This is a genomic window from Chloracidobacterium thermophilum B (genome assembly GCF_000226295.1).
Classification (GTDB): Bacteria; Acidobacteriota; Blastocatellia; order Chloracidobacteriales; family Chloracidobacteriaceae; genus Chloracidobacterium; species Chloracidobacterium thermophilum.
The window spans coordinates 1,760,907-1,776,065 of sequence record NC_016024.1 but is presented as its reverse complement, the minus strand read 5'-3'; the positions used below and the strand labels follow the sequence as shown (position 1 = coordinate 1,776,065).

The window sequence follows — 15,159 nt, the reverse complement described above, 5'->3', positions numbered from 1 at the left end:
GGAAAAAGGAAGGAATGTCGGTCTATTTGGGGTAATTCTGAAGTTTTCTCAGAGAAAATTCTGTAATTGACTCAAGTATAAGATCGGCTTGATAAAGTTTCTCTTTGGGATAGGAATTGGTTATAGCAACACAGTACATAGATGCTGCTTTAGCGGCTGCTATACCAGCTACTGAATCCTCTATAACAATACACTCCAAAGCTGAGATGGGGATGCCTGACTTCTCTTGTAACTGTTGCAAAGCTAATAAGTAGCCTTCTGGCGAGGGTTTGCTATTCTCGACATCTTCAGCCGTAATGATGGCTGTGAAATACTCCAATAAAGAGTGTTTTTGTAAAACCAACATAATTTCTTGACGGAGCGCACCTGAACAAATACCTAGTAATACTTCTGATGAGAACTGTTTGATTGACTCGACAATTCCAGGAAAAAGCTTAACTTCTGTGAGACAAGACTGGAGTAATCTAGCTTTTCGATGAATAAATTCTTCAAGTTTTTCAGGTGGAATCTCTCTTAACTTGGCTATTGAAAGAGCTTTTCTAAAACAGCTTCTATCATCAAGAGCAAGGTAGGTTTCATTGTACATCTCCCGGTCAATCCAAATTCCTTCCTCAGACAGGATTCTTCTTAGGCAATTGAAGTGAAGTTCTTCCGTGTCAGCAATAACCCCATCAAAATCAAATATAATAGCTTTTATCATTGTCAGACTGAACTTCAAAATCTTTCAGAGAGGTAAAGAATGAAACTATCCTTAGTCACTTTGATTATTTTGGTAAGTCTCTTTCTCTCAGTTTCTCCTGTGCCCCTACTTGGACAAGGGAGTGTTGGTGTTGGAAGGGCACCGCGCACAGCAAGTGAGGTAAAGCGCAATCTAAAGACAATCCTGATTGTAAAGTCAGTCAATCCCGATCTGTACACAATTGAAGCAACTGATGAGATCACAGGGGATGAACTCACCTACCGTGTTTCACGGAATGCTAAGATCGGGACGGAAAAAGGCTTTCCAATTCTAGGTCGTAGCAAAGAAATTCGCTTGGCTGACATCAAACCGGGGCAACGTTTGGAAGTGGTCTATCGTGAGTCTCTACCTACCCAGCTTACTCGTGTTACCTTGCTCAGAGACAAGACGGCCGAGTAGCGCTTAGTATGTGGAGGATACCTTGGTATCTTGAAGGATAGCTATACCGTTACTTGTTCCAATACGGGTCGCCCCAGCAGCAATCAGTTGTTCAGCTATTTCCCGGCTGCGAATACCACCAGCAGCTTTCACTCCGATGGCTTCGCCTACACTTCGGCGAAGTAATATAACATCACTTACTGTTGCTCCTCCTTGGCTAAATCCTGTTGATGTTTTGACAAAGTCTGCTCCAGTCGACTGAATGATTTTGCAGGCTTGGACCTTTTCTTCATCGGTAAGCAATGCAGTTTCAATAATGACCTTGCACAGGGCCCGATACTGATGTGTAACATTGACCACAGCCTGAATGTCAGTCTCAACAAATGAAAAATCTTGGTCCTTGAGCTTTCCGATGGCGATAACCATGTCTATTTCACGGGCACCGTTCTCAAGAGCCTGCTGTGCTTCATAGGCTTTGACTTTAGTGGTCGTTGCCCCCAGAGGAAAGCCGATGACGGTGCAGACAACCGTATGACAGCCAGTCAGTATTTGGGCAGCATAGGAAACCCAAACAGGATTGACACACACGGCAGCAAAGCCGTGGGCTCGTGCTTCGTGGCAGACCCGTGTAATGTCAGCTTTGGTAGCTTCAGGCTTAAGCCAAGTGTGATCAATAAGGCCTGCAAGTAACATTGGTTATCAAGTGGTCCTTTTGGCAGGAGTCAACTTTCCTGTAGAACTTGGGTAACAGTTTCACGAGTGAAGCGGTCATCACTTTGCAGGAGTTGAAGAAGAACGACTTCTCCAGCGTCTCCCAACTTTTTAAGGGCATACGCTGCATTGTGCCGAACCCACCAGGCCCGATCACCTACAGCTTCTTGGAGAGCCGATATTCCAGCCAGGATTTGTAAATCGCCGACTGCCCGGGCCGCTACGGCACGAACCTCCCAGTCTTTGTCTTTGAGTGCTCGCAGGATACTTTCGATTTCTTGGGAAGACTCGACCCCAAGGGCTGTCAGGGCGCGCAAGGCACGGGTGCGAAGATTGACGGAATCGCTTTCCAGTAAACGCAGTGCCGCTTGGCGTCCAGCAATAGGGTTGATGTACTTCTGGGCACGGTTTCCAAAGTCAGTGATGAGGTCAAGGACAGTCATCATAATACGTTCCCGGCGTTCACGCATGCCTCCGGCCGAATCCAGAAGTTCCATCAAAGGCAGAGTCAGGTCACGCTGCATCCCCAACAAGCGGTTGGCTGCTTGCATTAACTGCCAGCCGTTGGCTTCAGAAAGAGCAATAACGACGGGTTTGACGCACCGGGTATCGGCAATTTCTGTCAGTGCCCAGATCGCGACCAAACGCAATTCGGTTGAACTGTGTCTGCTAACTCGTTCAAGGGCGTCGAGGGCAGGAAGATACCGCAGCCACCCAAGACGGAAAGCGGCCCGCGAACGCTCTTCCAAGGAGCCGTTGTGAATGACCTGGATGTCGTCAGCGATAAATCCCAAGCTTTCGTACAGCAGAGTAAGTGCCTTTTTTGTGGACTCCGGTGCTGTGCCATAGGCCTCAAGGATGACGTGTTTGAGGGCTGCCACTTCGTCGCGAGTGGTAGCTTTGAACAGTTGGGCTAGCGGGAGGATACTGTCAGGCGACTGAGCCTGGTCTAGGCCCTCATACAGGTCTTGGAGCTGTGCACGATACCGCTCATAGTCCTGTCTTTGCTGTGCGGCACGCCGCGCCTCAACTGTTCGAAGGATCAACACCAAGACCAGCCCAATAATAGGGAGGCACGCAAACAAGCCTGTCATTAGCCACAACCAGCTCAGCATGTGAAGCGTTCCTCATTGGGGAGCTTGGGCAGACCAAATGGGGGGCGCGTCCCCCGGGCATTGATCACCACCTAGCTTACAATTGTGCCTAAACGGTACGAGAACTGCACCAGTTCCGGCAATTGGTTTTTGTCAGTTGGCACAAGTGGCAAGAGGCAACCCGGCAAAAAAACGCGGAAGCCAGAAACTGCTCCCGCGTCAAAAAACAACAGCCACAAGCCGGTCTTTGTCTCAACACCGCAAGGCGGTACAGTCGAACAGCATCAGATAGTGAAAACTGGATAGCCCTGTACCTCATACGCCCGGTCTGCCAAGTAGCGACGCAACCGAACCGTATCCACCATTTCATACTTGCTGAAGCGCTTAATCGCGGCAAGTTGTATCCGAAGGTTGTCACCTTCCGAGATAGTCGGCAGGATACGTCGGGCAGTCAGCTCAATGCGTCCGACAGCATCATTGATAAAGACCTGCGTTGCAGCAAGAGCATCGCGGGTGGTTGTCTCATGCGGGCGCGACTGGTGAAGCTTGAGTGCCCGCAGATAGCTGCTTTCCATGGCAAAGACATCCATGGCGATATCGCTGAACGCTATCAGGACTTCCTGCTCTTCCGTCAGTTTCTGACCGTATTTCTGGACAGCAATGCCAGCAATGAGCAGGGCAATTTTCTTGGCATCCACAATAGCCTTCCGTTCTTTAGAGAGCGGGGCATCGTCTTCTTCGTCAAAGGAAGGACCAGCCAACAGCTCATCGAGAATGCGTTGTGTCGCCTGCATGAGCGGCAACTCTCCACGCATGCTCCGCTTAAGCAGCATGCCGGGAATGAGAAGGCGGTTGATTTCGTTCGTCCCCTCAAAGATACGGTTGATGCGCGCATCGCGGTAGGCACGGGCTACCGGATATTCTTCGGAGTAGCCGTACCCACCAAAGCTCTGAACCGCCTCATCAGCAACGTAACCCAGCATTTCGCTGCCATAGACTTTCATAATCGAACACTCTATGGCGTACTCTTCAATGCCCTTGAGGATGCGATCAACGTCGTCAGCATCAACGTCGGCCAGGATGTTGTGGATGAGCCCGGCTGTGCGGTAGGACATACTCTCCGTGGCATAAATGCGGGCTACCATTTCTCCGATTTTATGTTTGATGGCACCAAATGAACCAATTGGACGGTCAAACTGTTTGCGCTCCATCACATATTTGGCTGTGTGTTCAAGGATGGATTTTGCACCACCAACGACACCGCCTCCAAGTTTGTAGCGCCCCAGATTCAGACAGTTGAACGCAATGAGATGCCCCTTGCCGATTTCCCCAAGCAGGTTTTCCTTTGGCACCGGGACATTTTCGAGAATGAGCTGCCGGGTGGATGAGCTGTGAATGCCCATCTTGTTCTCTTCCTTGCCCGTTGATACACCGGGGTAGTCCCGATGGACAATAAAAGCTGAAAACTTCTCACCATCCACCTTGCAGAAGACAATGAAGATATCAGCGAAACCGGCGTTGGAAATCCACATCTTCGTGCCATTGAGGATGTAGTGCGTTCCCTCGGCATTGAGAACCGCCTTGGCCCGCGCGCCAAGGGCATCGGAGCCGCTGCCTGGTTCGGAAAGAGCATAGGCTGCCAGCCACTCACCAGTTCCAAGCTTGGGCAGGTAATATGCCTTTTGCTCTGGGGTGCCAAAGTAGGTAATAGGCCAGGTGCCGATGCCCGTGTGTCCACCCAGTGACACTGAGAAGCCACCCGAACGCGAAATAAATTCAGACACCAGCATCTGGCATACCTTGTCCAGTTCGAGTCCCCCATACTTGGCCGGAATGTCCCCAGCAAGGAGTCCGATGTCGGCTGCCTTGCGCAACAGGCTGACTGTCAAGCTGAAGTCGCCGGTTTTGTATTGTTCTTCCAGTTTTTCCATATTTGGCAGGACTTCATTGTTGACAAAGTCGGCCGTTGTTTTGGCGATCATGCGTTGCTCATCATTGAAGTCCTCTGGCGTGAAAACTTCCTGGGGAGAAACCATTTCGATAAGAAAGCTACCACCCTTCGGATAGGTGGTTCGGGCTTCAGGGGCAGGTCTTGCGGCTGACATAGGTGAACATCCTTTCCATACTTGACCAAGACCTTCTTTGGCCAAGTATCATCAGTAGGTTTTGGTGGCTGGCGTTGAGGGAGGAGCAACGCCTATTTACGGGATGAAGACTTCAGAAAAGAAAAGCTCTTGAAAGAGCGGTCAAACATTGCTGCACCCTCCGGCTTTTCCCAGAGTTCAGTCGGAGCTGCTGCCTGGACAATGTAAAAGTTATTCTGATAGGAAAAGCCATACTCAACAGTGCGGTAATTCTTCTCCCCACTGATTTCGTAAACAAAGAGCATCGCATCTCTGCCGGCAAATGTTGTCTTCTCAAATTTGAGAATGCGAAGCTGGGACGCAGCAATGTCGGCTGTATCTTGGGATTGAGCAAGGCGGCGATTGTCGGCGTAACTTATTTTCACCTGTCGCAGGCGCGCCTCCATACCATTCGGCATGATAATGCTTGGAAGCGCCAAGACGGCAAAACGCGGCGACCAGGTATCGCTTTCCTCGGCCAGGCAGACCAGCTTGGGGAGACTTGAATCTTCTTCATTGAGAACTGTCCACAGCCGGTCCGGTTTGGTGAAACGAATGCCAAGTACCTCGCTGACGACTTCTGGTGGTGAAGCTGCACGGGCGTTTGGCTCGGTTTTTTCCTGCGCACAAGCTGTGTGTGTTCCGGCTGCCGTCCCGGCCAACCACAGGGTCACCAACAGAATCCCGCACCAGAGGTGACGCATCATCAGAGCAACTCCTTGGTACATTTTGGTTTATGCGGCTTCGGCAAAGACCTCGAAAATACCGGCAGCACCCATGCCACCACCGACGCACATCGTGACCATCCCATAGCCCCCACCCTGGCGACGCAGTTCATAGATAAGTGAAGTGGTCAGCTTGGCACCGGTGCAGCCAAGTGGATGCCCCAGAGCAATCGCACCACCGTTGATGTTGACCCGTTCGGGGTCGAGTTCCAGCACTTTCATGACCGCCAGCGATTGTGCAGCAAAGGCTTCATTGAGTTCGATGAGCTTGATGGCATCAAGCGTCAGCCCGGCCTGCTTGAGGGCTTTAGGGATGGCTTCCACGGGGCCAATGCCCATGATTTCGGGAGCTACGCCGCCCGTGGCAAAGGCCACGAAGCGGGCAAGAGGTTTAAGCCCCAATTCCTGAGCTTTGGTCTCCGACATCACCACGACAGCCGCCGCACCATCGCTGGTTTGCGAGGCATTGCCGGCTGTCACCTGGCCGGCAACGTGAAAGGCCGGTTTGAGCTTGGCCAGAGCTTCAAGCGTCGTGTCCGGGCGGGGACCTTCATCTACATCAAACACCCGCTCGGTCGTGATGGTTTTTCCACGGGCGTCCCGGTCCTTGCGGATGACCGTCACTGGCGCAATTTCCGGCTGAAACTTCCCGGCCTGCTGAGCAGCAAGGGCGCGCTGGTGACTGCGATACGCAAACGCATCGGCCTCTTCACGGGAGATGTCGTACTTGCGGGCTACCATTTCCGCCGTCAGCCCCATGCTCAGGTACACATCAGGGTAGGTGTCCACCAGAGTTGGGTTGGGGGACAGTTTGTTACCGGTCATCGGAACCAGCGACATGCTCTCCGTGCCGCCCGCAACAATAACTTCAGCTCCCCCAGCCCGGATGCGGTCGGCAGCAAACGCAATCGTCTGCAAACCGGAGGCACAAAAGCGGTTGACCGTCACCGCACTGACTGAAACCGGCAGGCCGGCGCGCAGGGCCGCGATTCGGGCCACGTTCATGCCCTGTTCGGCTTCCGGCATGGCACAACCAAAGAAGACGTCGTCAATGGCAGCCGGGTCGAGCGGGGATGCCCGTTCGACTGCCGCGCGAATGGCCACGGCACCAAAATCATCAGGACGAACGTGCGCCAGAGCGCCTTTTTTGGCTTTTCCGACCGCCGTGCGGACGGCAGAAACAATGACGGCTTCCTTCATAAAGTAACACCTCGGAAAAAACTGCGGCTCAGCGTTGGCTCTCCTGTTGGTTGAGTATCTTCAGTGCCGCGCGGTAGGGTTCTTCGAGCGCCGCAATTTCCTGGACGCGCTCTTCGTAGTACTGCGTAAACATCTCCCGTTGCTCTTCATCTTTGGCAAGTCCAATTTGTTGTTTCCAGTGGCGCAGCCAGATGTTGGCTTCCTTGTAACGCTTGACGATTTCTTCAGGCGTGCGGGCCATACGTCCTCCACAGGGTAAGCAGGTGTTGTCTGGACACTGCCTAGTTACGCAGTGGTTTACCGGTTTTGAGTGTGTGCTGGATACGTTCCTGGGTTTTGCGTTCACCCAAGAGGCTCAGGAATCCTTCCCGTTCCAGATCGAGCAGGTCCTGCTCCGAAACTGTGCTGGGATGGTTCAAATCACCACCGGTCAGCACTTTGGCGACTTTGGTTCCAATGAGCACATCGTGTTCGGTGGCATAGCCAGCGCGGAGCATCTGGTGCAGCCCCAACTTGAGCACCGCCAGTCCCGACTCCCCCAGCGCAGGGATGTCGGTGCGCATCGCCGGTTGCCGGTAGCCTTCGAGCGCCAGCGCCAGAACAGTTTGCTTGGCGTCGGCAATGAGACGGTCACGGTTCATGGTGATGCCGTCGGTCGGCCGCAGATAGCCCAGTTCGCGGGCTTCTTCGGCGCTGGTTGAGGTTTTCGCCAGCATGATGTTCTGAAAGGCTTCTTTGACGAATACCATGAGGTCAGCTTCCGTCCCACGGGCGCGGTCAGCGCAGCGGACCAGCATCTCCTTTGTGCCGCCGCCGGCTGGCAGAAGGCCGACGCCGACTTCAACCAGCCCGATGTAGCTTTCCGCCGCCGCCCGAACCCGGTCGCCGTGCAGGGTCATTTCGCAGCCGCCCCCCAGCGTCAGCCCAAATGGCGCTACGACCGTTGGCTTGGGCGAGTAGCGCAGGGACATGACGGTGTTCTGGAATGTCCGAATGGCGTGGTTGAGTTCATCCCATTCGCCTTCCTGGGCACCCATCAGCATCATCATCAAATTGGCGCCGGCGCTGAAGTTCTCGCCCTGGTTGCCGACAACCAATCCGACGAAGTTCTGCGCGACTTCCTTGATGGCGAACTGGATCATCTGGATGGTGTCGGTCCCAAGCGCATTCATCTTGGTGTGAAACTCAAGACAGGCCACACCGTCACCCAGATCAATGAGTGAAGCACCAGCATTTTTCCTGATGACACCGGTCCGTTCCTTGACCGACTTGAGCAGGATCACACCCACCCGGTCGCCAACCGGTTCGTGAGTCTTTTTGGCCGGGACAAAAACGACCGTTTGTGTCCCCTCCTTGTCATAAAAGCTGGTCTTGCCGCTGGAGAGAAGGTCGGTGACCAGAGGCGGAATCGGCTTGCCATCAGCTTCCAGGCGCTTGACCGTTTCCGCAACACCCAAGGCATCCCAAGTCTCAAACGGCCCCAGTTCCCAGTTGTAGCCCCACCTCATCGCGCGGTCCACCTGCACGAGATCGTCGGTGATTTCGGGGATGCGATTGGCGGTGTACACCAGGGCATCTCCAATGACCGACCACAGGAACTGCCCGACCGTATCTTTGCCATTGATGAGGAACCGCAGCCGTTCACGGGGATCGCTGATGCGTTTGGCTTCCTCCAGGGAAGGGAAGTTGACCTTCGGCTGGGGGCGGTACTCCATCGTCCGGTAATCCAGTTCGTATATCTCACGTCCGGCTTCGGTTTGCACCCGTTTGTAGAAGCCCTGTCCGGCTTTGTCGCCAACCCAGCGCCGCTCAACCATCTGGCGGATGAAGTCGGGTGGAACGAACAGCGCTCGGCACTCATCTTCCGGGATGCTTTCGTAAACGGTTTGGGCCACAGCCACCGTGGTATCCAGACCGGACAGGTCGCCGGTACGAAACGTGGCGCTGTTCGGACGCCCGATGGCCGGGCCGGTCATCTTGTCCACTTCGGTGATGGAAAGCCCCATTTCCATCATGACCTGAATCGTCCGCATGAAGCCGTAAATCCCAATGCGGTTGGCAATGAAGTTGGGGCGGTCGTTGGCATAGACAATGCCTTTGCCGAGCAGCTCATCGCAGAGCTTGGACGCAAAGCAGGACGCTTCCGGGTCGGTGTCAGGCGTTCGGATCAGCTCGACAAGGTACATGTAGCGCGGCGGGTTGAAGAAGTGCGTGCCCAGAAAGTTTCGCCGGAAGTCTTCCGAACGGCCTTCGGCCAGCGAGGCAATGGGAATCCCGGACGTGTTTGAGGTGATAAGGCTGCCGGGCTTGCGGAACGGTTCGATTTTTTCGTAGAGCGCCCGTTTGATGGCGAGGTTTTCGGTGACGGCCTCGATGATCCAGTCGGCATCCCGGAGCCATTCCAGGTGATCTTCAAAGTTGCCAGCCCGGATTCGGGCCGCATGGCCGGCCAGGAAAAAGGGCGCCGGTTTCATCTTGTGCAGCTTTTCGAGCGCCGAGAGCGCAAGGCGGCTGCGCGCTGTGGCATCTGCTTCCGCCGGGGTGTCCGGCGGAACGATGTCCAGCAAAACCACGGGGATACCGGCGTTGGCCAGGTGGGCGGCAATCTGGGCACCCATCACACCAGCGCCAAGTACCGCTGCCTTTTCCATTTTGCGAGCCATAGTCACACGTCCTTTGTCATCGAAATGTCATCACCACGGCGTGAGCCAGTGCAGGACTCACTAGCTTTGGTTGGCCGAGGCCAGGTTCTTTTCGTCGTAGATGGCATCAATTTCAGCCTTGTATTTTTCATCCACGACACGTCGTTTGACTTTGAGTGTCGGCGTCAGTTCGCCGCCTTCAATAGTCAATTCGTTTTCGAGCAGGGCAATGTTTTTGATTTTCTCCCACTGGGCAAGGTGTGGCGTCAGACGTGCCACTTCCTGACGGTAGAAATCAAGAATCTTGGGATGCTTGAGCAGTTCTGCGTAACTGGCATTGGTGAGTCCCAACTCACGGGCCAGGTTTTGAACACTGGAAGGGGTTGGCACAATCAAAGCTCCGGGAAACTTGCGCCCATTGCCAACCACTACCGCCTGGGTGATATGGGGGGAGGTCACCAGAGCATTTTCAATCGGTTGCGGGGCGATGTATTTGCCACCCGACGTTTTGAACAGGTCTTTTTTACGGTCAGTGATACGCAGGAAGCCGTCGGCATCAATTTCGCCGATGTCGCCCGTGTGAAACCAGCCATCCGGGGTGAGCACTTCGGCGGTCTTGTCCGGCTTGTTGTAGTAGCCACGCATGACGTGCCGGCCGCGGGTGAGAATCTCACCGTCCGGGGCGATTTTGATCTCGACGCCACGGAGGGGTTTGCCCACGGTGCCGGGCCGGTTTTCATGTTTCGTGTTGGAGGTAATCACCGGCGAAGTCTCTGTCAGTCCATAGCCCTGCAGGATGGTGAGTCCCATGCCGGAAAAGGCATGCATAACATCTTCGGCCAGAGCAGCTCCCCCGGAAGAAAAAAACTTGATACGCGGAGCAATCTTATTTCTGATTTTGGAAAGAACCAAGGCATAGGCAATGTCATACTGAAGCGAAAGCATCGGGGGGACATTCCCCCGGTGCAGGGCCCGCGAGTATTCCCGGCCGGTTTCCATTGCCCAGGTGAACAGTTTGGTTTTCAGTCCGCCGGCCTTGCGTCCTTCTTCTTCAATCCTGGCCAGAATTTTCTCAAAGATACGGGGGACGCTCGTCATGACTGTCGGCTGCACTTCCATGAGGTTCTGAGCTACAGTGTCCACGCTTTCGGCGAAATACACTGAGACACCCGAATACACAAAAACGTTCATGACCGTCCGCTCATAGACGTGGGAAAGCGGCAGATAAGACAGGGCGGTATCTTCAGGTCCCAGGTCAGTCAGCCGTTCGACATTGGCGACGAGGTTGAACGTCAGGTTGTCGTGGGTGAGCATGACGCCTTTGGGGTCGCCCGTTGTCCCAGAGGTGTAGATAAGCGTGGCCAGGTCTTCAGGACTGGCCGCACGGACCATTTCATCAAGGAAGTCACCCACGCTGCCACGGTCGCCAAGCTGCGCCAGTTCTTCAAAGGTGAGGACTTTCACCCGCGACGGCAGCGGAGCCGTGACGTTGATCGGGTCGAACGTCACGATGAACTTCAGTTGGGGCATCTCGCCGATAGCGGCCGCCACCTTGTCGAACTGTTTCTGGTTCGACAGCACCAAGGCTTCCGCGCCGGCATCGTTGATGATGTAGGCAATCTGGCTGCCGGTCGAGGTGGCGTAAATCGGTACATCCACTGCGCCACAGCTCAGCAGTGCCACGTCAGTAATCGTCCATTCAAGACGATTTTCAGAAAGCAGCCCTACCCGGTCGCCACGTCGAATGCCCAGCGCCAGGAAACCGGCACGCGCCTTACGGACGCGCTCGGCAAAGGCCGCGTGCGAGACCTTGACCCACTGCCCGGCGTGTTTGTAGGCAAAGGCATCGTCTTTGGCATGGTTGCGGATGGCTGCAGCATAGGCTTCACACAGGGTCGTCGGGACTTTGGCAACGGCAGGGGACGTTCCGTAAGCCATAGGCTACTCCTTGGTCGGTGATGCGGTAACAGACGCCGGATGGGGCACAAAACCATGCAGCAGGATGTCCAGAACCGGCTCGACGGCTGCCGCCAGGGGCTTGCCGCGACGACTTAGAATCCAGTTCGTCACCATTTCGTCGAGCGCACCGAAAAAGACCTTGGTGGCGATGCGCGGGTTGATGTCAGGACGAAACTCGCCGGCCCGCTGGCCGGCTTCAATGACCTGCTGGATAAGGTCAAGGTATTCGCTCAGTTTTTTGGTCGAAAACTCCTCCATGAACTTCGTCGAGTGCCGGATTTCGACTTCAAACACCACGGCGAGGTCGCGGTCACGGCCAAGCATTTCGAGGTGCAGGCGTGCAATTTCGCGCAGTTGGGCCAGTGGGCTGCTCAGAGGCGCAATCGCCGTTCGGACGTGGACGATGAACGAATCCAGCATTTCCGTGATGATGGAAAACAGCAGGTCGTCCTTGTTTTTGAAGTACAGATAGACCGTCCCATCCGCCACGCCAGCTTCCCGTGCCACGTCCGACACTTTCGAGTTGAAATAGCCGTTGCGTGCAAAGACCGTGACGGCCGCGCGTAAAATCGTGTCATGCTTGCCGTTTTCGCCCCGCGAAGCCGGGGCCGGAGGCTTGTCGGCGGTACGGCTGGCCACGAGTCGCGCCATAGGTGGAGTCGCCTTTCCAGAAACAGGGACAAGGTTTGGTGGGACAAAAGGCGTGCACCGGATTGATGCACTGAATGAACCATCATTCAGAACATTAGGCCGAACGACGCCGGGATGCAACGGAAAAATCTGTCTTCTCGCCTGCCCCTGCCCGGCGCGGACGGCCGGGTTGCCGGACAGGAAACCGGACGGGAAAGACGGGTTGCGTCCCGCTCACTGGCGCATCACCATCACAGACTCCCTCCGGGCGCTACTCCGGTTGCCCCTCGCAACACCACGACGTATGACGAATCAAACCGCTTTGCTGACGGCAGGCCGCGCCTACCAGGACTTTCGTCTCTGGAGCGGAATTGGCGCAATTGGCTGGAATCTGATGTTTTTCACGGTGTTCATCCTGGCCGGGGGACACGTTGCCCTGTCCCGTGCGTTGGGTATCGAGGCCCAGCCTTCGGTCGGGAGGATTGTGCTGGGGTTGGCGGCCTTTTATGTCCTGTACGCCGCCGTCAACGCACCGCTGGAGCTTTTGACCGGCTGGGCAGCAGAACGCAGTTTCGCCATGACGCAGCGCACGTTGCGTCACTGGCTGATGGCTTATCTGACCGGCGTGACCGGACAGGGCGTTATGTTCGTGCTCGGCCTGACCGCCCTGTGGCAGTTGCATCAGTGGCTGCCCGGCTGGTGGTGGCTGGCGGCGGCCGGGTTGGTGGCCGGCGTCTCTCTGGTGCTGGCCCTGCTCCAGCCTTTCCTGCTGCCGCCGGTGGTGCGCCGGAAGCCCTTTGACGCGCCGCCGGTCGTTGACGCGGTGCCGCCTGCGCTACGCTCAAAGCTACCCAAACTGGTGGTCTTCACCGGTGATGCGGATGAAGCCGTCAATGGCGGCCTGGTCGGCTGGGGGCCAACGACGCAGTTGTGGATAAGCCAGACGACGCTTGACAAGCTGCGCCCGGAGCAGGTGGCCTGCCTGCTCGTGCGTGAAGTGGGGCATCTTCAGACGGGACACCGTACGCTGGGCGTTCTGGTGTCCAGCCTGTGGCTCGCTGCCGGGCTGGCCGTTGTGGCTGCACTGACCAACTTCGGGCTGAATGGCGGACTGGCTGACCTGCTGACACTGGCCGTTGGCATGACGTGGTGGAACTTTGCCGGCCTGTTTGTCCTGCCGGCTCTGGGACGGCGCAGCGTTCTGGCGGCAGACCACTTTTACCTTGCCCAGGGTGGTGATCCACAGGTGTTGCGCGACACCCTGATCGCACTGGCAGAAATCAATCGCGCCCAGCCGGACATCACCGGTCGCAAGCAGCAGGTGTTTCACCCGCTACCGAGTCTGGATACCCGCCTGGCCCACATCGCCAAGGCCCACTCCGGGAAGAATGGAGGTCAATGAGACATGTTGCCGTTGCCACGCCTGACCTTCTGGCTTTCGATGCCTTGGGGCAATCTCATCGCACGGGCGCTGCACTGTCACGTTGGGAAACCACATCTGTGGTTTCTGCCGCCCTCCTGGATATGACAACAGGGGACAGCCTGCCCAGGGGAGACAGCCTGGTGGATGCACTGGCTACCTGATTTCGGGGCGACAGTTGGCTCCCTCCGGGCAGACGACAAAACCGCCGACATAGAACGTCGCGTCCGGCAGGGAAACAAAGCCCGGCGCACCGTAGGGAAAGAGCTTGTCGCGGTCCTGGAACAGCGCCACTGAGATTTCGTCAGGGCTGTCACTGGGGGTGATGAGGTGGCTGATTTTGTTGTCGTGGGCGACGATGCGAATGCGGTTCCACTTGCGCGCCTCGAAGCGCAGCGGCAGGGGGTCGCTTTGCACCGGCGTCCCGATAGCGCCGTCGCGATAGAGATAGGTGTCGAGCCGGCTCGTCGTGGGCGTTGGGGCCTCCAGGATGAACAGGTAGCCGTTGCGTTCGTCGCGCCCACGTACGATCCAGGCAGCCCGCCCGCCCTGGGCCACCCGCAGGTCGAAGTTGATTTCACAGCCGCGAAAACCAACATCCTTGGGCAATCCGACGGCAAATGCCGGGCCACTGACACGCAGAAGCTGGTTTTCCACGGCCCAACCGGGCGGGGCGTCCCACTTGTAGAGGTTGGTGAAGTTGTCTGCAAACTCGATGATGGCTTCCAGGCGGGCGCGCAGCAGGGTCGGTTGCTCGGTTGTCACGGTGAGGTCGGTTTCAAACGTCCGGTAGCGTTCGGCCTCGATGCGCAGCCGGTGGGTTTCATCGGGTGAAAGCTGGTCAATCACCAGCGTGCCGTCGGCTGAAACATCTCCGCAGTACACGTCGTCGGCATAGACGCGGGCCGTAGGTAGCGACTCAATGCGGAGGATGGCTTTCGGCGGTTCGGCGACTTCAACCTTGGCTGCAGCCGCTTCCAGTTTGAGGGTTCCCCGATAGACGACGCGCGTTCCCTGCCTGACCAGGATGGTGCGTGTGCCCGGTGGGCTGATGCGTGCTTCCAGCCGCTGGCCGTCCAACCGCCACCGTCCTTCGTCCAGGGGTTGGCCGTCCACGAAAACGGCCGGCTTGGGCGTTGGGCGCAGGCGCAGGTTTGGCAGGGAAAGGGTGGCGAAGTTGGGTTTGAGTTCGGCAATGACGGCTTCCGCGCGTCCGGCCGTGATGGTGACTTCGCGGGAGAAGGGCAGGTAGTCGGCGGCACGGACTTCAAGCCGATAACGTCCCGGATTGAGCCGCTTCATGAACCTGGCATCGGTCAACTGTCCGCTGGGCTGGCCGTTGAGCAGTACTTCGCCCGTTGGGGTGTTGCTGGCGACCATGAGCGACCCGACGGAAGGGGGGCGATAGTTCGCCGTCCTGACTTTTTTCTCGACGATGACACCGGCTTCTTTCTGGGCCGTTGCAGACGGGCCGCTGACGGCCAGAACGGTGAGCAATGCGAGCAGGGAATGCAGAAGGTGAGTGACGGTTTTCAACC

Annotated in this window: 14 protein-coding genes; 3 read left to right on the top strand and 11 right to left on the bottom strand. The window is 56.2% G+C overall.

Translation table 11 applies throughout. The annotated features are described in order from the left end of the window. Positions 1–22: 22 nt before the first annotated feature. Positions 23–700: an HAD family hydrolase gene (locus CABTHER_RS07285; protein ID WP_041569138.1), complete on the bottom strand. Its 678-nt coding sequence runs from the start codon at positions 698–700 to the stop codon at positions 23–25. A 39-nt stretch (positions 701–739) separates the two neighbouring features. Between CABTHER_RS07285 and CABTHER_RS17000 the strand changes: the two genes are divergently transcribed. Next, positions 740–1,138: a hypothetical protein gene (locus CABTHER_RS17000; protein ID WP_148263976.1), complete on the top strand. Its 399-nt coding sequence runs from the start codon at positions 740–742 to the stop codon at positions 1,136–1,138. Between the two features lie 3 nt (positions 1,139–1,141). Here the strand turns inward: CABTHER_RS17000 and deoC are convergent, their stop codons facing one another. From deoC to CABTHER_RS07240, 9 genes are all read right to left on the bottom strand, one after another. After that, entirely contained in the window at positions 1,142–1,810 is a 669-nt protein-coding gene (deoC, locus tag CABTHER_RS07280; RefSeq protein ID WP_014099967.1) for a deoxyribose-phosphate aldolase, read from the bottom strand. Positions 1,811–1,839: 29 nt separating this feature from the next. Then, entirely contained in the window at positions 1,840–2,943 is a 1,104-nt protein-coding gene (locus CABTHER_RS07275; protein ID WP_014099966.1) for a HEAT repeat domain-containing protein, read from the bottom strand. A gap of 263 nt (positions 2,944–3,206) precedes the next feature. Further along, positions 3,207–5,072: an acyl-CoA dehydrogenase family protein gene (locus CABTHER_RS07270; protein WP_455423180.1), complete on the bottom strand. Its 1,866-nt coding sequence runs from the start codon at positions 5,070–5,072 to the stop codon at positions 3,207–3,209. Positions 5,073–5,119: 47 nt separating this feature from the next. Next, positions 5,120–5,752, bottom strand: coding sequence for a hypothetical protein (locus CABTHER_RS07265; RefSeq protein WP_014099964.1), 633 nt, complete (start codon positions 5,750–5,752; stop codon positions 5,120–5,122). A gap of 27 nt (positions 5,753–5,779) precedes the next feature. Further along, a complete protein-coding gene (locus tag CABTHER_RS07260; RefSeq protein ID WP_014099963.1) occupies positions 5,780–6,970 on the bottom strand; it encodes a thiolase family protein in 1,191 nt (396 codons plus the stop codon). Between the two features lie 28 nt (positions 6,971–6,998). After that, positions 6,999–7,211: a hypothetical protein gene (locus CABTHER_RS07255; RefSeq protein WP_014099962.1), complete on the bottom strand. Its 213-nt coding sequence runs from the start codon at positions 7,209–7,211 to the stop codon at positions 6,999–7,001. A 40-nt stretch (positions 7,212–7,251) separates the two neighbouring features. Next, a complete protein-coding gene (locus CABTHER_RS07250; protein ID WP_041569136.1) occupies positions 7,252–9,633 on the bottom strand; it encodes a 3-hydroxyacyl-CoA dehydrogenase/enoyl-CoA hydratase family protein in 2,382 nt (793 codons plus the stop codon). A 60-nt stretch (positions 9,634–9,693) separates the two neighbouring features. Continuing rightward, complete coding sequence (locus CABTHER_RS07245; protein WP_014099960.1) at positions 9,694–11,550, bottom strand: AMP-dependent synthetase/ligase; 1,857 nt, start codon at positions 11,548–11,550, stop codon at positions 9,694–9,696. Positions 11,551–11,553: 3 nt separating this feature from the next. Continuing rightward, positions 11,554–12,222: a TetR/AcrR family transcriptional regulator gene (locus CABTHER_RS07240; RefSeq protein ID WP_014099959.1), complete on the bottom strand. Its 669-nt coding sequence runs from the start codon at positions 12,220–12,222 to the stop codon at positions 11,554–11,556. A gap of 283 nt (positions 12,223–12,505) precedes the next feature. Here CABTHER_RS07240 and CABTHER_RS07235 point away from each other — a divergent pair, with 283 nt between their 5' ends. Then, positions 12,506–13,603 (top strand): M48 family metalloprotease, encoded by a 1,098-nt coding sequence (locus CABTHER_RS07235; protein ID WP_014099958.1) that lies wholly within the window; start codon positions 12,506–12,508, stop codon positions 13,601–13,603. A 3-nt stretch (positions 13,604–13,606) separates the two neighbouring features. After that, a complete protein-coding gene (locus CABTHER_RS17675; protein WP_256443997.1) occupies positions 13,607–13,729 on the top strand; it encodes a hypothetical protein in 123 nt (40 codons plus the stop codon). Between the two features lie 48 nt (positions 13,730–13,777). On the opposite strand, the gene CABTHER_RS07230 is transcribed toward CABTHER_RS17675, so the two are convergent. Further along, a complete protein-coding gene (locus CABTHER_RS07230; RefSeq protein ID WP_228374036.1) occupies positions 13,778–15,157 on the bottom strand; it encodes a PEGA domain-containing protein in 1,380 nt (459 codons plus the stop codon). Between the last annotated feature and the right edge of the window lie 2 nt (positions 15,158–15,159).